The sequence below is a fragment of the Monashia sp. HAY1-11D genome, assembly GCF_056868035.1.
Genome location: NZ_CP200320.1, coordinates 3,155,150 through 3,174,586 on the forward strand (window position 1 = coordinate 3,155,150; position 19,437 = coordinate 3,174,586).

Annotated in this window: 15 protein-coding genes and 1 pseudogene; 11 read left to right on the forward strand and 5 right to left on the reverse strand. The window is 73.3% G+C overall.

What is annotated here, in order from left to right; all coding sequences use genetic code 11:
• Window positions 1–16 precede the first annotated feature (16 nt).
• Window positions 17–877 carry a bifunctional DNA-formamidopyrimidine glycosylase/DNA-(apurinic or apyrimidinic site) lyase gene (gene mutM / locus AC1VM9_RS14580; protein WP_481339155.1) on the forward strand — a complete coding sequence of 287 codons (861 nt, stop codon included), beginning with the start codon at window positions 17–19 and terminating at the stop codon, window positions 875–877.
• A 48-nt stretch (window positions 878–925) separates the two neighbouring features.
• On the opposite strand, the gene AC1VM9_RS14585 is transcribed toward mutM, so the two are convergent.
• From AC1VM9_RS14585 to AC1VM9_RS14595, 3 genes are all read right to left on the reverse strand, one after another.
• Window positions 926–1,294 (reverse strand): hypothetical protein, encoded by a 369-nt coding sequence (locus tag AC1VM9_RS14585; protein ID WP_483123128.1) that lies wholly within the window; start codon window positions 1,292–1,294, stop codon window positions 926–928.
• Window positions 1,295–1,307: 13 nt separating this feature from the next.
• Entirely contained in the window at window positions 1,308–3,065 is a 1,758-nt protein-coding gene (locus tag AC1VM9_RS14590; RefSeq protein ID WP_483123130.1) for a sodium:solute symporter family protein, read from the reverse strand.
• Window positions 3,066–3,127: 62 nt separating this feature from the next.
• Window positions 3,128–4,411: an NAD(P)/FAD-dependent oxidoreductase gene (locus AC1VM9_RS14595; protein ID WP_483123131.1), complete on the reverse strand. Its 1,284-nt coding sequence runs from the start codon at window positions 4,409–4,411 to the stop codon at window positions 3,128–3,130.
• A gap of 24 nt (window positions 4,412–4,435) precedes the next feature.
• Here AC1VM9_RS14595 and AC1VM9_RS14600 point away from each other — a divergent pair, with 24 nt between their 5' ends.
• The 3 genes from AC1VM9_RS14600 to AC1VM9_RS14610 all read left to right on the forward strand — a co-directional run bounded on the left by AC1VM9_RS14600 (window position 4,436) and on the right by AC1VM9_RS14610 (window position 8,667).
• Window positions 4,436–5,734 (forward strand): hydroxyacid-oxoacid transhydrogenase, encoded by a 1,299-nt coding sequence (locus AC1VM9_RS14600; protein WP_483123133.1) that lies wholly within the window; start codon window positions 4,436–4,438, stop codon window positions 5,732–5,734.
• 126 nt (window positions 5,735–5,860) lie between these two features.
• Complete coding sequence (locus AC1VM9_RS14605; protein ID WP_481339164.1) at window positions 5,861–7,819, forward strand: M3 family metallopeptidase; 1,959 nt, start codon at window positions 5,861–5,863, stop codon at window positions 7,817–7,819.
• 14 nt (window positions 7,820–7,833) lie between these two features.
• Complete coding sequence (locus AC1VM9_RS14610) at window positions 7,834–8,667, forward strand: MOSC domain-containing protein (RefSeq protein ID WP_483123135.1); 834 nt, start codon at window positions 7,834–7,836, stop codon at window positions 8,665–8,667.
• A 12-nt stretch (window positions 8,668–8,679) separates the two neighbouring features.
• Here the strand turns inward: AC1VM9_RS14610 and AC1VM9_RS14615 are convergent, their stop codons facing one another.
• Window positions 8,680–10,734 (reverse strand): acyltransferase family protein, encoded by a 2,055-nt coding sequence (locus tag AC1VM9_RS14615; protein WP_483123136.1) that lies wholly within the window; start codon window positions 10,732–10,734, stop codon window positions 8,680–8,682.
• A 150-nt stretch (window positions 10,735–10,884) separates the two neighbouring features.
• On the opposite strand from AC1VM9_RS14615, the gene AC1VM9_RS14620 reads away from it, so the two are divergent.
• Both AC1VM9_RS14620 and AC1VM9_RS14625 read left to right on the forward strand, forming a co-directional pair.
• Window positions 10,885–11,175 carry an acylphosphatase gene (locus tag AC1VM9_RS14620; RefSeq protein ID WP_483123137.1) on the forward strand — a complete coding sequence of 97 codons (291 nt, stop codon included), beginning with the start codon at window positions 10,885–10,887 and terminating at the stop codon, window positions 11,173–11,175.
• Between the two features lie 18 nt (window positions 11,176–11,193).
• On the forward strand, window positions 11,194–11,514 hold the full coding sequence (locus tag AC1VM9_RS14625) for a chorismate mutase (protein WP_481339172.1): 321 nt from the start codon (window positions 11,194–11,196) through the stop codon (window positions 11,512–11,514).
• 84 nt (window positions 11,515–11,598) lie between these two features.
• Here AC1VM9_RS14625 and AC1VM9_RS14630 read toward each other — a convergent pair whose 3' ends face one another.
• Window positions 11,599–12,246, reverse strand: a complete 648-nt coding sequence (locus tag AC1VM9_RS14630) for an MSMEG_1061 family FMN-dependent PPOX-type flavoprotein (RefSeq protein ID WP_483123139.1) — start codon at window positions 12,244–12,246, stop codon at window positions 11,599–11,601.
• Between the two features lie 139 nt (window positions 12,247–12,385).
• Between AC1VM9_RS14630 and smc the strand changes: the two genes are divergently transcribed.
• The 5 genes and pseudogenes from smc (at window position 12,386) to AC1VM9_RS14655 (ending at window position 19,427) form a co-directional block, all read left to right on the forward strand.
• A complete protein-coding gene (gene smc / locus AC1VM9_RS14635; protein ID WP_483123140.1) occupies window positions 12,386–15,964 on the forward strand; it encodes a chromosome segregation protein SMC in 3,579 nt (1,192 codons plus the stop codon).
• Window positions 15,965–16,036: 72 nt separating this feature from the next.
• Window positions 16,037–16,228: a hypothetical protein gene (locus tag AC1VM9_RS14640; RefSeq protein ID WP_481339178.1), complete on the forward strand. Its 192-nt coding sequence runs from the start codon at window positions 16,037–16,039 to the stop codon at window positions 16,226–16,228.
• 75 nt (window positions 16,229–16,303) lie between these two features.
• A pseudogene (gene ftsY, locus AC1VM9_RS14645) lies at window positions 16,304–17,529 on the forward strand (signal recognition particle-docking protein FtsY).
• 144 nt (window positions 17,530–17,673) lie between these two features.
• Window positions 17,674–19,092 (forward strand): ammonium transporter, encoded by a 1,419-nt coding sequence (locus AC1VM9_RS14650; RefSeq protein ID WP_481346490.1) that lies wholly within the window; start codon window positions 17,674–17,676, stop codon window positions 19,090–19,092.
• Window positions 19,089–19,427, forward strand: a complete 339-nt coding sequence (locus AC1VM9_RS14655) for a P-II family nitrogen regulator (RefSeq protein ID WP_481339184.1) — start codon at window positions 19,089–19,091, stop codon at window positions 19,425–19,427. Before AC1VM9_RS14650 ends, AC1VM9_RS14655 begins: the two co-directional genes overlap by 4 nt.
• Window positions 19,428–19,437 lie beyond the last annotated feature (10 nt).

The following is a 19,437-nucleotide window of genomic DNA, read 5'->3' on the forward strand; positions in this document are numbered from 1 at the left end:
CGACCCGCCCTCAGACGTGCCCGAACTGCCCGAGGTCGAGGTCGTCCGCCGCGGCCTCGAGGACCACGTCGTCGGCCGCCACGTCACCCGCGCCCGGATCACCGGCGTGCGGGTCGCGCGGCGTCACGACGCCGGGCCCGAGGACCTCGCGGCGCGGCTGCACGACGTCACCGTCACGGCCGCCTCACGCCGCGGCAAGTACCTCTGGCTCGCCCTCGACGGCGAGGACGCCCTCATCGTCCACCTCGGGATGAGCGGCCAGATGCTCGTCGAGCCCGCCGAGGCGCCGCTGGAGAAGCACTGCCACGCACGGTTCGACTTCGCCGACGGCGGACCGCAGCTGCGGTTCGTCGACCAGCGCACCTTCGGGGGCCTGCAGCTGTCGCCGCTCGGTCGCGGGGGCATCCCCGAGGTCGTCGCGCACATCGCCCCCGACCCGTTCGAGCCGGTCTACGACCAGGCCGCCGTCGTGCGGCGGATGAAGCAGCGCGACAGCGCCGTCAAGCGCGCGCTCCTCGACCAGACCCTCGTCTCGGGCATCGGCAACATCTACGCCGACGAGGCGCTGTGGCGTGCACGGGTGCACGGCGAGCGGCTGTGCTCCGCGCTGACCAAGCCGACGCTGTCGCGCATCCTCGACCACGCCCGCGAGGTCATGGCCGAGGCCCTGGGCCAGGGCGGCACGAGCTTCGACGCGCTCTACGTCAACGTCAACGGGGCGAGCGGCTACTTCGACCGCTCGCTGCACGCCTACGGCCGCGAGGGCACGCCGTGCGACCGGTGCGGTGCCCTGATCCGCCGCGAGCAGTTCATGAACCGCTCGTCCTTCTCCTGCCCGGTGTGCCAGCCCCGACCGCGGCGCCGCGCGAGCGCCTGAGGCCCGCGCGAGCGCCTGAGGCAGCTCGACGCCGGCCCGGGTCGACGGTCAGTGACCGCCCGGGCGACGCCTCGGCGCCGGCCGCGTCGGGTCGTCATGCGGCGGCGCGACGTGGTCGGGCACGACGATCGGTCGCAGCCGCGCCCAGGTCATGAAGACCGCTGCGACGACGACCATGACCAGGCCCGCCCAGAGGTTGGCGTTGACGCCACCGGTCTTGTCGAGGGCCCGGTCGCCGAACAGGCCCATGGCCACGAGGATGACCCCGTAGATGCCGATGAGGCCGCCGATGAAGTTGCGGATGTCGAAGGCGCCGGCGGTGTGCCGCTCGACACGGGCGTCGTCGGGCTCCGGGGCCAGCGGCTCCTCGTGCTCGCCGGGGGCGTGATCGGCGGGCCGCCTGCTGCTGTCGGTCATGGCAGGACTCCTCTCAGAAGGCCACGTTGAGGATGACGACGAGCACCAGCGCGATGACCGCGAGCGGGATCGTGCGCTGGTACCACGGCAACCGCGACTCGTGCGGGTCGACGAGGTCCTCGCGCGGCGTCTCGGAGTAGACGAGCCCGCGCAGCTCGCGGGCCGGCTTGGGCACGGTGCCCAGGCTGACGACGACGCTGACGGCGATGTCGACGACGAACGCCGTGGACGCCGCGACGAACGCCGCGCCCTGCCCCTCGAGCGGCAGGACGCCGAGGCTCACCGAGCCGAACGCGTCCTTGGACAGGAACGCGACGACCACCGCCGACAGCGTGCCGCTGACCAGGCCGGCCCAGCCGGCCGTCGGCGTCATGCGCTTCCAGAACATGCCGAGGATGAACGTCGCGAACAGGGGTGCGTTGAAGAACCCGAACAGGGTCTGGAGGTAGTCCATGACGTTGCTGAAGGAGCTTGCGACGACGGCGGTGCCGATCGCGATGAGCGTCGCTGCGACGGTGGCCAGGCGTCCGATGCGCAGGTAGTAGTCGTCGCTGTGGTCCTTGCGGATGTACCGCTGCCACAGGTCGTAGCTGAAGACGGTGTTGAAAGCGGAGATGTTGGCAGCCATGCCGGCCATGAAGGCCGCGAGCAGGCCGGCGATGGCGATGCCGAGCAGGCCGTTCGGCAGGACGTCGCGCATGAGCAGCAGCAGCGAGTCGTTGTACTTGACGCCCTCGCCCGACGCGCCGCCGGGCGGCGAGCCACCGTTCTTCAGCTGCCCGATCTCCGGGACGAGGACGGCCGCGATCATGCCGGGCAGGATGACGATGAACGGCACGAACATCTTCGGGAACGCGCCGATGATCGGCGTCTTGCGGGCGGCCGAGATGGAGTTGGACGCCATGGCGCGCTGGACCTCGACGAAGTTCGTCGTCCAGTAGCCGAAGGACAGCACGAAGCCCAGGCCGAAGACGATGCCGACGACGGACCAGAACGGCGAGCTGAAGCCGGACAGCGCCTCGCCGGGCCACGAGTGCAGCTGCTGGTCGGCGGGCGGGACACCCGCCTTGGCGGGGGCCGACGTCGCGAGCTGGGTGATCTTGTCCTGCAGCCCCTGCCAGCCGCCGGCGCGGTGCAGGCCGATGAGGGTCAGCGGCAGGAGGGCGGCGACGATGACGAAGAACTGCAGCACCTCGTTGTAGATCGCCGCCGACAGGCCACCGAGCGTGATGTACGACAGGACGATCGCCGCCGCCACGAGGAGCGCGACCCAGAGCGGCCAGCCCAGGAGGGCGTGGACGATCGAGCCGAGCAGGTAGAGGTTGACGCCGGCGATGAGCAGCTGGGCGAGGGCGAAGCTCAGTGCGTTGACGAGGTGGGCGCCGGTGCCGAAGCGCCGGTACATGAACTCCGGGACCGAGCGGACCTTGGAGCCGTAGTAGAAGGGCATCATGACGACGCCGAGGAACAGCATCGCCGGGATGGCGCCCACCCAGAAGTAGTGGACGGTGGAGATGCCGAGCTCGGCGCCGTTGGCGGACATGCCCATGATCTCGACGGCGCCGAGGTTGGCCGAGATGAAGGCGAGGCCGGTGACCCAGGCCGGCAGGGACCGGCCCGACAGGAAGAAGTCGATGGAGTCGGACACGGCGCGCCGGGCCATGAGCCCGATGCCGAGGACGAAGACGAAGTACAGCGCGATGATGACGTAGTCGACGGGGTTGGCACTGATGATGGAGTCCGCTGTCGGTAGACCCGCGAGTGAGCGCATGCGATCAGTCCCTTCGTTGGGCGACCCGTTCGACGCTAGCGCAGCCGGGCCCGCCGGTCGCGTCAGGACACCTCCTGGTTGGTCGGGTCGGGAACGGGGCTGATGGCGCGCTTCAGCGGCACGGTGGCATCGACCGCCGCCTCGACCGGGATCGTCATACCCTTCTCGAGCGCGCGCTTCACGGCCAGGTAGTCGCCGCTGGCGTTGACGGCCTCGACGGCCACGAGCAGGCCGCCGTGGTAGCTGAGCAGCGAGAACGACTCTGCTGCAGGGTCGCCGCGCAGGACCGTCGTGTCGGCACCGTGCGGCAGGCCCGCGATCTGGAGGCGCAGGTCGGCCTGGTCGCTCCAGAACCACGGCACGCTGTCATAGGGCTCGGGCCGGCCGGCCAGCGTCGCGGCGGCGGCCCGGGCCTGGTCGGTCGCGTGCGGCACGCTCTCCAGCCGGGTCGGGCCGGCGCGCCCGCGGGAGAAGGGGTTCGGGCCGACGGTGCAGTCACCGGCGGCGACGGTGCGACCGTCGGACGCGCGGGCGAACCGGTCGACGACGATGCCGCGCGGCTCGACCTCCAGGCCGAGCCGGCGGGCGAGGTCGGTCCGTGGCTCGACGCCCGTGCCGACGACGACGAGGTCCGCCTCGAGCTCGGTGCCGTCGGCCAGCACGACCGCCTCGGCGCGACCGGCGGTGCCGTGGATCCGCGTCGCCCGTGCCCCGAGGAGGACCCGGGTGCCGCGGCGTCGGTGGCCCTCGAGGTAGAAGGCCGACAGCTCGGGGGTCACCGCGCGCGACAGCAGGCGGTCGGCGACCTCGACGACCGTGACGTCCGCGCCGAGGGCCCGGGCGCTCGCCGCCACCTCCAGCCCGATGAAGCCGCCGCCGACGACGACCACCGACCGGGCGGCCCGGACCGCGGGAACGAGCGCGTCGGCATCGGCGAGGCTGCGCAGCGCCAGGACGCGGTCGAGGTCGGCGCCCTCGACCGGGAGGGTCCGGTTGACGGCCCCGGTCGTCAGCGCCAGGCGGTCCCAGACGATCTCGCGACCTGTGTCGGTGCGGGCGGTGCCGTCCCGCTCGTCCCCGTTCCGGGAGAGGTCCACGACCCGCTCGCCGGTCAGCAGCTCCACGCCGTGCTCCGCGAACCACGAGACGGGACGGAAGACCAGCGAGGCCCGGTCGTGCTCGCCGCGCAGGTAGGTCTTCGACAGGGGTGGGCGCTCGTACGGTGGCTCGGGCTCCTCACCGACGAGGACGACGGGGGAGTCGTCCCCGAGCTCGCGCAGCGCCGTGACGAGCGAGATGCCCGCCTGCCCTGCCCCGACGACGAGGATCGTGCGGTCGGCAGCCATGTCCGCCAGCCTAGGGTGGACGACATGACGTGGACGCCGACGACCCCGGAGACCGTCTTCACCTACGGCGCCCCGACGCTGAAGTTCGGCCCCGGGTCGGCGGACGAGGTCGGGCACGACGTCGTCGCCCTCGGCGCCCGCCGGGTCCTCGTCGTCACCGACCCCGGCGTCCTCGCCACGGGCGCTCCCGACCGGGTCGCCGACGGCATCCGGGCCGCGGGTGCGGAGGCCGTCGTCCACGACTCGGCCCATGTCGAGCCGACCGACGCCAGCCTCGTCGCCGCCGCCGAGCGCGCCCGGGTCGAGGGTCCCTTCGACGCGTTCGTCGCGGTCGGTGGCGGCTCGGCGATCGACACCGCCAAGGCGGTCGACCTGCTGCTCACCGACGGCGGGGACCTCATGGACTACGTCAACCTGCCCGTCGGTGCGGGCCGGGCGCCGTCGCGGCCGCTCGCGCCCCTCGTGGCTGTGCCCACGACGACCGGCACCGGGGCCGAGAGCACGACGATCTGCGTCCTCGACGTCCTGTCCCTGCGGGTGAAGACCGGCATCAGCCACATCCGGCTGCGGCCCGTGCTCGCGGTGGTGGACCCCCGACTGACCGTGACCCAGCCGGCCGGTGTCACGGCGAGCGCCGGCATGGACATCCTCTGCCACGCCCTCGAGAGCTGGACGGCGCGGCCGTACACGTCCTTCGAGCACAGGACGCCGGGGGAGCGCGTGCCCTACTGCGGCGCCAACCCGATCTCGGACCTCTGGGCCCAGCGAGCGATGACGCTGCTCGCCGGCGCCTTCCGCACCGCCGTGCACGACGGCGGCGACGAGGTGGCGCGCGGCGAGATGGCCCTCGCGGCGACCTTCGCGGGCCTCGGCTTCGGCAACGCCGGGGTGCACGTGCCGCACGCCAACGCCTACCCGGTGGCCGGGCGGGTTCGCGACCACCACCCGGAGGGCTACCCGAGGGGCGAGCCGCTCGTGCCGCACGGCACCGCGGTCGCGCTGACGGCGCCCGAGGCGTTCCGGTGGACCTTCCCGGCCGACCCGAGCCGCCACCTCGAGGCCGCCAGGCTGCTCGAGCCCGGCGTCGACGTCGGCGTCGGTGACCCCGCCGACGTGCTGCCCGGCGTCCTGCGCCGCCTCATGCGCGACATCGACCTGCCCGACGGCCTGGCCGGGGTGGGCTACGGCGAGGGTGACGTCGAGGCCCTCGCCGAGGGGGCGATGAAGCAGCAGCGGCTGCTCGCGACGAGCCCGCGGCCGGTCACCGAGGACGACCTGGCCGGGATCATCCGCCGCTCGCTGCACCCGTCCGACCGTCCCTGACCCCCCGGACGCGGCACCCACCGCAGCACCGACCGCATCACCGACCGCATCACCGACCGCAGAACCGGACACGACGCCGGCACAGCAGTCGCCGCCGCGTCGGAGGACCGGCATAGGGTGCCTTACGTGACGACACCGACCCCGGCGCCCGTGGCGCAGCAGCACAGCACCCCGACGCCCCTGCCGATGCCCGGCCGCGGCGACTGGCTCGACTGGGTGGCCACCCGCGGTGAGCAGCAGCTGGCCCTCGTGCGCGACCTCGTCGACGGGCTCAAGGCCGACCCCCCGTCGGATGCCCTCGAGGTGCTCCGGGTCTGGAACGAGGCGCAGGTGGCGCTGTCCAACGCCGCGGCGGTCGGCTCCCTGTTCGCCGAGGTGCACCCCGACGCGGGGGTGCGCGAGCGCGCCGAGTCGGTGGCCCAGGAGGTCCAGAAGCTCGACACCGACCTCGGCCTCGACACCGACCTGTACGCGGTGTTCGCGCGGCTCGACGCCTCGGGCCTCGACGCAGACGCCGCCCGCGTCCTCGAGCGCACCCTGCGGGACTTCCGCCGTTCCGGGGTCGACCGCGACGAGGCGACCCGTGACCGGCTGCGCGCCCTGAGCGAGAAGGCGATCCTGCTCAGCCAGGAGTTCAGCAAGAACATCCGCGAGGACGTCCGCAGCATCCGGGTGACCCCGGACCGGCTCGAGGGCATGCCGCAGGACTGGGTCGAGGCCCACCCCGCCGATGACGACGGGCTCGTCACGGTGACGACCGACTATCCCGACGTCGTGCCGTTCCGCACGTTCGCCCGCGACGCCGAGGCGCGGCGCGCCATCACGACGGAGTTCCTCACCATCGGCTGGCCGGCCAACGACCGCGTCCTGCAGGACCTCTTCGCCGTCCGCCGCGAGCACGCGTCCCTGCTCGGCTACGACACGTGGGCCGACTACGACGCCGAGGTCAAAATGATCGGGAAGGGCTCTGCCATCGGAGAGTTCGTCGACCGCATCACCGAGCTGTCCACCGAGAGCGCCGCGCGCGACAAGGGCGTGCTCCTCGAGCGGATGCGCGAGGACGTGCCGGCGGCCACCGACATCGACGGCGCCGACACGTTCTACTACGCCGAGCTGGTCCGCAAGGAGCAGCTCGCGGTCGACGCCCAGCGGGTGCGCACGTACTTCCCCTTCGAGCGGGTGCGCCAGGGCCTGCTCGACGTCACCGGGCGTCTCTTCGGCCTCGAGTGGACGCCGGTGCCCGCCGGCGAGGCCGCGACGTGGCACGCCGACGTCGCGACGTACGACGTGTCCTCCGGAGGGGAGCGCATCGGCCGCATCCACCTGGACCTGCACCCGCGCGAGGGCAAGTACAAGCACGCCGCCCAGTTCGACCTCGTCCGTGGGGTCTGCGACACGCAGCTGGCCGAGGGTGTCCTCGTCTGCAACTTCAACCGGGGGCTGATGGAGCACGACGAGGTCGTCACGCTGTTCCACGAGTTCGGCCACCTCGTGCACCACGTCGTGGCCGGCCGGCAACGCTGGGTGCGGTTCTCCGGCGTCGCCACCGAGTGGGACTTCGTCGAGGCCCCTAGTCAGATGCTCGAGGAATGGGCTTGGGACGCAAAGGTGCTCGCGACCTTCGCCCGCAACGCCGACGGCGAGACTATCCCCGCCGACCTCGTCGAGGCGATGCGCCGGGCCGACGACTTCGGCAAGGGCTACCAGGCCCGGACCCAGATGTTCTACGCCGCCCTGTCCTACGACCTCCACGTCCGCCAGACCGACGACCTCACCGCCCGGCTGCGTGAGCTCATGGGGCGGTACTCGGTGTTCCCGTACCTCGAGGGCACCCACATGCACTGCGCCTTCGGCCACCTGGACGGGTACAGCTCCGGGTACTACACGTACATGTGGTCCCTCGTCATCGCCAAGGACATGTTCTCGGCCTTCGACCGCGAGGACCTCTTCGACCCCGAGGTCGCCGGTGCCTACCGCGACAAGGTCCTCGCGCCGGGTGGCCGGCGCGACGCCGCGGACCTCGTCGAGGACTTCCTCGGCCGGCCGTACACGTTCGACGCGTACGCCGCCTGGCTCGCCGAGTGAGGGGGCGAGGCGAGATGCGGGTCGTCTCCCTCCACGTCCACCCGGTCAAGTCGCTGGCCGGCGTCTCGCCCGTGCAGGCGCGCCTCGACGAGCGGGGGATCGGCGGCGACCGCCGGTGGGGTGTCGTCGACCCCGACGGTGCCAAGGTCACGGCACGCGAGGAGCACGCGCTCCTCGCGCTGCGCGCCGAGCCGCTGCCCGGCGGGGCCGTCCGGCTCACGGACGCGTCCGGCGGCGTCCTCGACGTCCCGGCGCCCGTGGACGCCGCCCCGGTCCCGGTGGCCTTCTCCGGTCAGACCCTGGCGCGTCCGGCGGGGGAGGCCTCCGACGCGTGGCTCAGCGAGCGCGTCGGGCGGCCGCTGCGGCTCGTGTGGCAGGACGACGACACGGTGCGTCCGGTGCGGCCCGACCTCGGCGGCCGGGCCGGCGACCGGAACTCGCTGTCCGACGCCGCCCCCGTCCACGTCACCACCGACGCGTCCCTGGCGCGGCTCAACGACTGGCTCGTCGAGACCGCCCTCGAGCGCGGCGAGCAGCCGGGCGAGCCACTCGGTCACGACCGGTTCCGCCCCAACGTCGTGGTGGACGGCGACGAGCCGTTCGCCGAGGACGCGTGGCGCCACGTGACGATCGGCGACGTCCCGTTCCGGGCGACGATGGTGTGCGACCGCTGCGTCATGACGACGATCGACCGCGCGGAGCTGGTCACCTCCAAGGAGCCGATCCGCACCCTCGCCAGGCACCGCCGGTGGGAGGGTGCGACGTGGTTCGGTATCCGGTTGACCCCGGTGCTGCCCGTCGCCGCCGACGCCGTCCTGCACGTCGGCGACGAGGTCGTCGCGTCCTGACCGCGCGCGCCCTCAGGGGATCGGCAGCTCCTTGAGCACGACGGGACGGCCGGTGCTGCGCTCCGACAGCTGGGCGAGCGCCTGCCGCACCGTCTTGGAGAACAGGTGCGCGCCCGTGAGGGTCGGGTGCACCCGGTCGGACTGCACCTGGTCCGGGTGGGCCCGGACCGCGTCGGCCCAGTCGGCGACGACGACGTTGGGGTGGCGGCTCGCGACGAGCGCGAGGGCCGCGTTGTCACCGTCGATGCGTGCGAACGGCCCCATGACGTTGACGAGGACGACCATCCGGTTCGGGCCGAGCACGGAGAGCACGTCCTCGACCCGGTCGGCGTCGACGCCGGCGTTCGTCCCGAAGGCGAGCACGACCGCCCGGCGGTTGGCGTCGCCGCGCGCCCTCACCTCGGCGAGCCCGTCGGACCAGCGCCGGTTGGACTTGGCGTCGATGCGGATGCCGGGGAAGTAGTAGCGCAGCGCCTGCAGGCTGCCGACCATGATGGAGTCGCCGTAGGCGTCGATCTCGGGCCCGCTCGGCATCGTGAACGCGGCGTTGTGCGCCGAGGCCGCGCCGGAGGGCCCGCCCGACGGCACCCCCGTGGAGGCGGACGCCTGCGGCGAGGCGGTCCCGGGCACCCCGGACGCCTTGGACCCGTCGCCGGTGCCGGCCGGACCGGTGGCAGGTGCGTGTGCCGTCGGGGCGGCCTCGTCGGCGGCCGCCTCGTTGGCGGCGAGCATCCGTGCGGTCTCGGTCATGTCGGGCGCGGTGGCGACGACGACGGCCGTGCCGATGAGCAGGACCGTGGCGACACCGGCGACGACGCGTCGGCCGCGGGCCGTCAGCCCGGTGAGCAGACCACCGATCCGGCGGCCGACGCCGAGGAACCCGAGGGTCCGGAACGGCGTCTCGACGAAGCGGAAGGTGAGGTCGGCCAGCGCCAGGGTGACGACGACGCACCACAGCCGGGTCAGCCCGTGCCACGTCGTGCCCGGGGCCGACGGGTTGTCGAGGCCGACGAGGAGCACCACCGGCCAGTGCCACAGGTAGATCGAGTACGACCGGGCACCCACCCAGGTCGCGGCCCGGTGGCGGACGAGGCGCTGGAACGGGTCGGGCCCGGTGGGAGGCCGGTCGAGGACCCCCATGACGAGGACCGCCGTCGCGAGGGAGGCCAGCACGATGCCGCCACGGAAGGTCAACGGCGACTGCTCGCCGAGGAGGACCATCGCGCCGACGAGCACGGCCCCGGCGACGGGGACCGCCCACGCGCCGTGCCGGCCCCACCGCGAGGGTGCCACGCGCAGGGCCAGCGTCGGGGTCGACCACGCGAACGCCAGCCCGGCGCCGGCCATGAGGCCGACGAGGTGCGTGTCGGTGCCGTAGTAGACGCGGGTCGGGTCGCCGTCGGGGGTGAAGAGGGCCGCCATGAGCAGGGCCGACGTGCCGCCCAGCGCCGCGGCCGCCCCGACGCGCACGCGCGGGGACCCGAGGGCGAGCAGGCCGAGGGTCAGGACGGGCCACACGAGGTAGAACTGCTCCTCGACCGCCAGCGACCAGAAGTTCATGAACAGCTGGGGGGCGGTCTGGTCGAAGTAGCTGGACCCGGCCGTGATCTCGACCCAGTTCGTCGAGAACGTCAGCGCGCCGACGATCTGGCGGCCGACGTGGACGAGCAGGTCCTGGCTGACGAGTCGTGCGATGAGCACGCTGGTCACCACGCACAGCACGAGGGCCGGCAGGAGCCGCCGGGCGCGTCGCAGCCAGAAGGCGCCGAAGGCGATGCGCCCCGTGCGTCGGTGCTCGCGCACGAGCAGGGTCGTGATGAGGAAACCGGAGACGACGAAGAAGACGTCGACGCCGAGGAAGCCCCCGGGCAGCCACGCCGGGTCGAGGTGGTACGCGAGGACGCCGGCGATCGCGAGGGCGCGCAGGCCGTCCAGGCCCTCGATGCGGCCGGAGCGCGAGGACCCCCGGGCCGCGCCGGGCGCGCCGGCCGCACCGGCCGGCGTCCGCGCCGGCTCGTCCCGGACCGCGGCCCGGCCGCTCGCCTCGTTCATCGTCGACGTCGCCACGTCGCCTCCTCGTGGGGCTGCGGTGAGTGGAGTCACCGCTCGTGCCTGCTGTGAGCATAGGGACCGATGGTGACGCCGGTGCGACGCCACGCGGGCGACCCGGCTCCCTGCCCCTTCGGCCCGGACCGACCCGGGACGTACCGTGGCGCCATGGCCGGAACGGTGCGCGTGACGATGTTCGTGCGGGGGCAGGTGCAGGGCGTCGGCTTCCGGTGGTGGACCCGGGCCCGGGCGCTCGAGCTCGGCCTCGTGGGGCACGCCCGCAACACCGCCGACGGCCGCGTCGAGGTCGTCGCCCAGGGCCCCCGCGAGGCCGTCGACCGGCTCGAGCAGCTGCTGCGCGAGGAGCCCTCCACGACACGGCGACCCGGCCACGTCGTGTCCGTCGTCGTGCAGGAGACCGTCCCGAAGGACGGGACCGAGGGCTTCGTGGAGCGGTGACCGACCTACGCTGACCGGGTGAGCCAGCAGCCGTCCCCGTCCGCCGACGACGCGACACCCGCCGAGCTCGTGCGCCTGCGCGGCAGCATCGACAACATCGACGCGGCGCTCATCCACCTGCTCGCCGAGCGCTTCAAGTGCACCCAGCAGGTCGGCGTCCTCAAGGCCGAGCGGCACCTGCCGCCGGCCGACCCGGCCCGGGAGGAGCGGCAGATCGCCCGGCTGCGCGTGCTGGCCGACGAGGCCGGCCTCGACCCCGTCTTCGCCGAGAAGTTCCTCGGCTTCATCATCGCCGAGGTCATCCACCACCACGAGCGGATCGCCAACGGCGCCGACTGAAGTCCCCGGCCGCGCCCGGCCGCGCCCGGTCGTGCCCGGTCGTGCTCGTCGCCGCGGGCTCGTCGTCCCGAGCTCGTCGTCCGGCTAGTACAGCGTCGCGTCCTGGCGGGCGTCGAGCGCCGCGTCGTACGCGTCCGCCTCCGCGTCCGACGCGAAGCCGCCCGCCTCGCGGGTCATCCGCCCGGCCGTCGGCACGGCGCTCCGGTCGACGTGGGCGTCGGGCTCCCACAGCCGGCTGCGCCTGACGGCCCGGGCGCACTGGAAGTAGACGCGCTCGACGGTGACGACGAGGACCGACGCCGGCAGGACGCCGCGCACCTCGTGCCGGGCCAGCTCGTCCGGGTCCGTGGACACGACGGCGGTGCCGCGTACCCGCAGCTCCTCGCCGATCCCGGGCACGAGGAAGAGCAGGCCGACCCGCGGGTCCGCGACGAGGTTGCGCAGAGTGTCGAGCCGGTTGTTCCCGCGACGGTCGGGGACGACGAGGGTGCGTTCGTCGCGGATCCGGACGAACCCCGGGGCGTCGCCGCGCGGCGACTGGTCGAGACCGCCCCGGCCCACCGTCGCCACGACGAGGAACGGCGAGGCCGCGATGAGCTCCTGGTGGCTCGGCAGCAGGACGGTCGACTCCTTGGCGAGCGAGTTCGCGACCGGAGCAGTCGGGTAGACCTCGAGGAGCCGGTCGAGCGAGGTGACGGCGTGCGGGTCGGTGCGGGTCGTCGCGTCGGTCACGGGCACACGCTACGCCGCCGGCCCCCGACGCCCCCGACGCCGCGGACGCCCGGAGGCTCACCTCCCGGGCCGGCGGCCGTGCGGCTAGTACGCTGACCGGGATCGCCGCCCGGCCGGACCACAAAGGAACGCCTCTTTCGTGTACGTCAAGAGCCTCACCCTGAAGGGCTTCAAGTCCTTCGCCTCGGCGACCCACCTGCGGCTCGAGCCCGGCATCACCTGCATCGTCGGGCCCAACGGCTCGGGCAAGAGCAACGTCGTCGACGCGCTCGCCTGGGTCATGGGCGAGCAGGGCGCCAAGTCGCTGCGCGGCGGCAAGATGGAGGACGTCATCTTCGCCGGCACTGCCGGGCGCGCGCCGCTCGGCCGCGCCGAGGTCGCCCTGACGATCGACAACTCCGACGGCGCGCTGCCCATCGACTACACCGAGGTCACCATCGCGCGGACGATGTTCCGCAACGGCGGCTCCGACTACTCGATCAACGGCACGCCGTGTCGCCTGCTCGACGTGCAGGAGCTGCTCTCCGACAGCGGCATCGGCCGCGAGATGCACGTCATCGTCGGCCAGGGCCAGCTCGACACCGTGCTGCGGGCCACGCCCGAGGAGCGTCGCGGCTTCATCGAGGAGGCCGCGGGCGTCCTCAAGCACCGCAAGCGCAAGGAACGCGCGCTGCGCAAGCTCGAGACGATGGAGGCCAACCTCACCCGCGTCCAGGACCTCACGAGCGAGATCCGCCGCCAGCTCGGGCCGCTCGGGCGCCAGGCCGAGACCGCGCGCAAGGCCGCCGTCATCCAGACCGATGCCCGCGACGCCCGGCTGCGCCTGCTCGCCGACGACCTCGTCCAGCTGAGGTCGACGCTCGAGCAGGAGGTCGCCGACGAGTCGGCGCTCATCGAGCGCCGCACGCAGGTCGAGGAGGCCATCGCCGACCTCGCGACGCGTCTGGCCGCGCTCGAGGCCGAGGCCGAGGCCGCGCGTCCGCGGCTGACCCGCGCCCAGGACGAGTACGTGGCACTCGGCCGGCTCGTCGAGCGGATGGCCGCGACGCGCTCGCTCGCGGCCGAGCGGGTCCGCCTGCTCTCCGAGGACGACGCCGGCAACGACGGACCGACGCGCGACCCCGACGAGCTGCGCGCCCAGGCCGCGGCGGTCCGCGAGCAGGAGGAGATGCTCCTCGCCGAGATCGAGGAGGCCCGCGCGGCCCTCGAGGAGGCCGTGCTCACCCGCAACGACGCCGAGCGGCGTCACGCCGAGGAGACCTCCCGGCTGGCCCGTGCCTCGCGCGCCGCGGCCGACCGCCGCGAGGGGCTGGCCAAGCTCGGCGGCCAGGTGGGCGCCAAGGCCTCCCGCATCGAGGCCCGCGAGGCCGAGCTGGGGCGGCTGCGCCACACCATCGAGCAGGCCGCGACCCGGGCCGCCGAGGCCGAGCGCGAGTTCGCCCGCCTCGAGGCCGGCGTCGCCCAGGAGGAGGAGGGCGAGCAGGGCCTCGACAGCGCGTACGAGGAGGCGGCCGAGCGGCTCGAGGCCGTCGAGGCCGAGGTCGCCCGGTGGAAGGACGCCGAGGCGGCCGCCGACCGCACCCGTACCGGCGCCGCGGCGCGCGTCGAGGCGCTGGAGATGAGCCTGAGCCGCAAGGACGGCGCCGCAGCGCTCCTGGCGGCCGCCGACGACACCCACGACATCCTCGGGTCCGTCGCCTCGCTGCTGACCGTCGAGCCCGGCCTCGAGACCGCGGTGGCCGCCGCCCTCGGCACCGCCGCCGAGGCCCTGGCGGTCGGCTCACTCGACGGGGCCCGAGCCGCGGTGCGCTCCCTGCGCGACGACGACGGTGGGCGCGCGAGCCTGCTCGTGGCCGAGTCCGCCGCGCCCGTCGACCCCGCCGGCTGGCCGGTCCTGGCCGACGGGCAGCGCTGGGCCCGCGACGTCGTCTCGTGCCCCGACACCCTGCGTCCGGCCCTCGAGCAGGTGCTCGACCGCGTCGCCCTCGTGGCCGACGCCGGCGCCGCGTCGGTGCTGGTGCGCCGGCACCCGGGAGTCACCGCCGTGACGAGCGAGGGTGACGTCTACGGGCCGGGCTGGGTGCGCGGCGGGAGCCACGCGGCGCCCAGCCTCATCGAGCTGCAGGCGGCCCTGGACGAGGCCCGCGCCGCCGTCGCCACCGCCACCCGGCAGGCGGAGGAGTCCCGGTTCCGGCTCGCCGGCCTCGAGTCCACCCGGGCGGAGCTCGCCGAGGCCGTCGACGAGGCGCTCGAGCGACTCAACGAGAGCGACGCCCGCATGGCGGCGGTCGCCGAGAAGCTGGGATCCCTGGGCCAGGCGGTCCGCGCCGCGCGGGCCGAGGTCGAGCGCACCGAGCGCGCCATCGCGGACGCCACCGCCGCCCTCGAGGCCGACCAGGCCGAGCACGCCGAGCTGCTCGAGCGGCTCGAGGCCGCGAGCGGCGAGGGGGAGGTCGAGGACGAGCCCTCGACCGAGGAGCGCGACCGCCTCGAGGACCTCGCCCGCGAGGCCCGGGCCACCGAGACCGAGCTGCGCCTCGCCCTGCGCACCCGTGAGGAGCGCGCCCGCGCCCTCAAGGACCGCGCCGACGCCCTCGAGCGCAGCGCCCGGCACGAGGAGGAGGCGCGCGAGCGGCTCGCCGCCCGGCAGGAGCGGCGCCGCCGCGAGGCCGCCGTGGCCGAGGCCGTCCGGGTCGCCGCCACGTGGGCGCACGGCCTGCTCGTCGAGTCGGCCGAGGAGGCGGCCCGTGCCCGGGCAGCCGGTGAGGCCGAGCGCACCGAGCGCGACGCGGAGCTCGCCGTCGTCCGCAAGGACGTCGCGACGCTGCAGGCCGAGCTGCGCGAGCTGACCGACTCGGTCCACCGCGACGAGGTGGCGCGGGCCCAGCAGCGCCTGCGCATCGAGCAGCTCGAGACGCGCGCGGTCGAGGAGCTCGGCATCGCGCCGGATGCGCTCGTCGACGAGTACGGCCCGCACCAGCCGGTGCCGGTCGTGCCCGACCCCGACGCCGACCCCGACGCCCCGCAGCCGGAGCCGGTGCCGTTCGTGCGCGACGCCCAGGAGAAGCGGCTGCGGCAGGCCGAGCGCAAGCTGAATGCGCTCGGCCGCATCAACCCGCTGGCGCTGGAGGAGTTCTCGGCGCTCGAGGAGCGGCACAAGTTCCTCACCGAGCAGCTCGAGGACCTCAAGAGCAGCAAGCGGGACCTGCTCGACATCGTCAAGGAGGTCGACGAGCGCGTCGAGCGGGTCTTCGCCGAGGCGTTCGAGGACACCGCGGTGCAGTTCGAGCGCGTCTTCCAGCGACTCTTCCCGGGCGGCGAGGGGCGGCTCGTGCTCACGGACCCGTCGAACATGCTGACGACCGGCCTCGAGGTCGAGGCGCGCCCGCCCGGCAAGAAGATCAAGCGGCTGTCGCTGCTGTCCGGCGGCGAGCGCTCGCTCGTCGCGGTGGCGCTGCTCGTGTCGATCTTCAAGGCCCGGCCCTCGCCCTTCTACATCATGGACGAGGTCGAGGCCGCGCTCGACGACGCCAACCTCGGCCGCCTCATCACGCTCTTCGAGGAGCTGCGCGACAGCTCCCAGCTCATCGTCATCACCCACCAGAAGAAGACGATGGAGATCGCCGACGCCCTCTACGGCGTCAGCATGCGGGGCGACGGCGTGACGACCGTGGTCAGCCAGCGGCTGCGCGACGTCGCCGACCAGCAGTCCGCCTGACGCGTCCGGCGTTGCCGAATCGTCACTCCCGCTGGTTTGCGTCCCTCGAGTAACATGCGTCACTCTTGTCACATGGTCTTCCTCGTCATCTCGATGCTCGTCGTCACCGTTCTCGGTGTGGCGGTCGTCGGCGTCGTCGCGGTGCCCGCGCACCGTGGTGGCCGAGACCTGCTCACCGCCAAGGGGGAGGGGGTCGCACGCGAGGCACGTCGTCGCGCGTCGGCCCTGGGAGGGACGCGACACACGCGCGCCCGCACGCACTGACCGGACGGCGAGCCCGCGTCCTGCGCATCGGTCGCGGCTCGCGGGGGTGGTCCGGCTGCGTGGTTGGATGACCGGGTGGACACAGTCTGGATCTACGTCATCATCGGCGCGCTCGTGCTCGTCGGTGGCATCGTCTACGGCGTCACGCTGACCCGAGGGCGCGGCCGCGACGCGACGCTCGAGCGTGAGGCGCCGCCCGCACCGGGCCTGCCCGTCGAGGACCTCGACCGCAGGCCGCCCGCTCCGAGCGACACGACGGCACCACCGGTCGACAGACCGGGGGCTCCCGCCGAGGTCGAGACCGTCGGCCCGGAGGCCGCGGCCGAGACCGTCGAGACCGTCCAGCCGGAGGTCGCGCCGATCCTGATCGAGCGGCCCGAGTCGGCCCGCGGACGGCTCCAGCGGCTGCGCGCCCGGCTCGCCCGCTCCAACACCGCGCTGGGCAAGGGACTGCTCGCGCTCCTGTCGCGCGGCAGCCTCGACGAGGAGGCCTGGGAGGAGGTCGAGGACACCCTCATCGCCAGCGACCTCGGCGTCGAGGCCGCCACCGAGCTCGTCGACTCCCTGCGGACCAGGGTCAAGGTCGAGGGCACGAGCGACGAGGCCACCGTGCGCGGTTGGCTCCGCGAGGACCTCCTCGCCCTCGTCCAGCCCGACATGGACCGCCGCATCGCGAGCAGCCGGGTCGGCGACCGGCCGGCCGTCGTCCTCGTCGTCGGCGTCAACGGCGCCGGCAAGACGACGACCGTCGGCAAGCTGGCCCGGGTCCTCGTCGCCGAGGACCGCGAGGTGCTCCTCGGCGCCGCCGACACCTTCCGCGCCGCGGCCGCCGACCAGCTCGAGACGTGGGGTGCCCGGGTCGGCGTCGCGACCGTCCGCTCGGACCGCGACGGCGCCGACCCCGCCGCCGTCGCCTTCGACGCCGTGCGGGCCGGCATCGAGGAGGAGGCGGACGTCGTCATCATCGACACCGCCGGGCGCCTCCACAACAAGGTCGACCTCATGAACGAGCTCGGCAAGGTCAAGCGTGTCATCGAGAAGCAGAGCCAGATCGACGAGGTGCTCCTCGTCCTCGACGCGACGACCGGCCAGAACGGGCTCCAGCAGGCCACGGTGTTCTCCCAGGCCGTCGACGTCACCGGCATTGTGCTGACCAAGCTCGACGGCACGGCCAAGGGCGGCATCGTCGTCGCGGTCCAGCGCCAGCTCGGGGTCCCGGTCAAGCTTGTCGGGCTGGGGAGGGCCCCGACGACCTCGCGCCGTTCGACCCCGACGCGTTCGTCGACGCCATCCTCGCCTGAGGCCGGAGGGTGCGCGAGCGGGCCCGTCCACGATCCGGACGGGCCCGCTCGGCGTAACTCCGGGCTAACACCGGGCGCGTGTTGTTGACACGGCCGTAACACGACGCGGCGTCCGGTGAAACCGCTCGTCCCCAGACTCCTCGCATGACACCAGCACTGATGCCCCTCGCGGCACAAGCTCCACAGATCAACGAGGCCGCGACCGCGTTCATGCTCGTCGCCTCCTCGATGGTCCTGCTCATGACGCCGGGTCTCGCCTTCTTCTACGGCGGCATGACCCGTTCAAAGTCCGTCCTCAACATGATGATGATGAGCTTCGGCGCCCTGGCCGCCGTCGGCATCGTCTACGTGCTCTGGGGCTACTCGATGTCCTTCGGCAACCTCCAGGACAAGACCGGTGACGTCGGTGGCATCTTCACCAGCCCGTTCCACCTCTTCGGCCTCGGGGCCCTGGCCGACGCCGACGGCGCGGCGCGCCTCGTCGACCCGTTCGGCGTCGGCGTCTGGATCCCCGAGTACGTCTACGTCGGGTTCCAGCTGACCTTCGCGGTCATCACCGTCGCGCTCATCAGCGGCGCCATCGCCGACCGCGTCAAGTTCGGCACGTGGATCGTGTTCTCCGTCGTGTGGGTCACGGTCGTCTACTTCCCGCTGGCCCACATGGTCTGGGGCGGTGGGCTGCTGTCCAGCGCCGAGAACGGGCTGTCGGCCAAGCTGTTCGGCGTCGCCGACGGCGTGGCGTCGGTCATCCCCATCGACTTCGCCGGTGGGACCGTCGTGCACATCAACGCCGGTGCGGCCGGCCTGGCCCTCGCGATCCTCGCGGGCAAGCGGCTCGGCTTCGGCAAGGTCGCGATGCGACCGCACAACCTGCCGCTCGTCATGATCGGCGCCGGGCTGCTGTGGTTCGGCTGGTTCGGGTTCAACGCCGGCTCCGAGCTGGCCGCGGACGGCGTCGCCTCGAAGGTCTGGCTCAACACGACGGTCGCCACGTGCGCCGCCGCAGCCGGCTGGCTCCTCGTGGAGAAGCGCCGCGACGGCCACGCCACCTCGCTCGGTGCCGCGTCCGGCGTCGTCGCCGGCCTCGTCGCCATCACCCCGGCCTGTGGCGCGCTGACGCCGGTCACCTCCATCATCCTCGGCGTCGTCGCCGGTGGCCTGTCGGCCGTCGCCGTCGGCCTCAAGTACAAGCTCGGCTACGACGACTCGCTCGACGTCGTCGGCGTGCACCTCGTCGCCGGACTCTGGGGCACCATCGGCGCCGGCCTGCTCGCGACCGGGACGGGCCTGTTCCTCGGCGGCGGCTGGCAGCAGACCGTCCTGCAGGTCATCATCGCCCTGATCTCGGTCGTGTTCTCGTTCGTCCTCACCTACGTCATCGGTCTGGCCCTCAAGGCCACGCTCGGCTGGCGGATCGCCGAGGACGCCGAGTCCGAGGGCATCGACCAGGTCGTCCACGCGGAGACCGGGTACGAGCTCGGCGGCTTCCCTGCCTCCACCGGCCGCTCCGCCGCCGCCCGTCCCGTCGTCACCGCCTCGCAGGTCGAAGGAGCCAACGCATGAAGCTCATCACCGCCATCATCAAGCCCCACCAGCTCGACGAGGTGAAGGAGGCCCTCGAGGCCTTCGGGGTCGCCGGCATGACGATCAGCGAGGCCAGCGGCTACGGCCGCCAGCGGGGCCACAGCGAGGTCTACCGCGGCGCGGAGTACACGGTCGACTTCGTGCCGAAGGTGCGGCTCGAGGTGCTCGTCGACGACGTCGACGCGTCCGACGTCCTCGACGTCATCCTCAAGGCCGCCCAGACCGGTCGCATCGGTGACGGCAAGATCTGGTCCGTGCCGGTCGACGAGGTCGTCCGCGTCCGCACCGGCGAGCGTGGTATCGACGCGCTCTGAGCGCGACCCA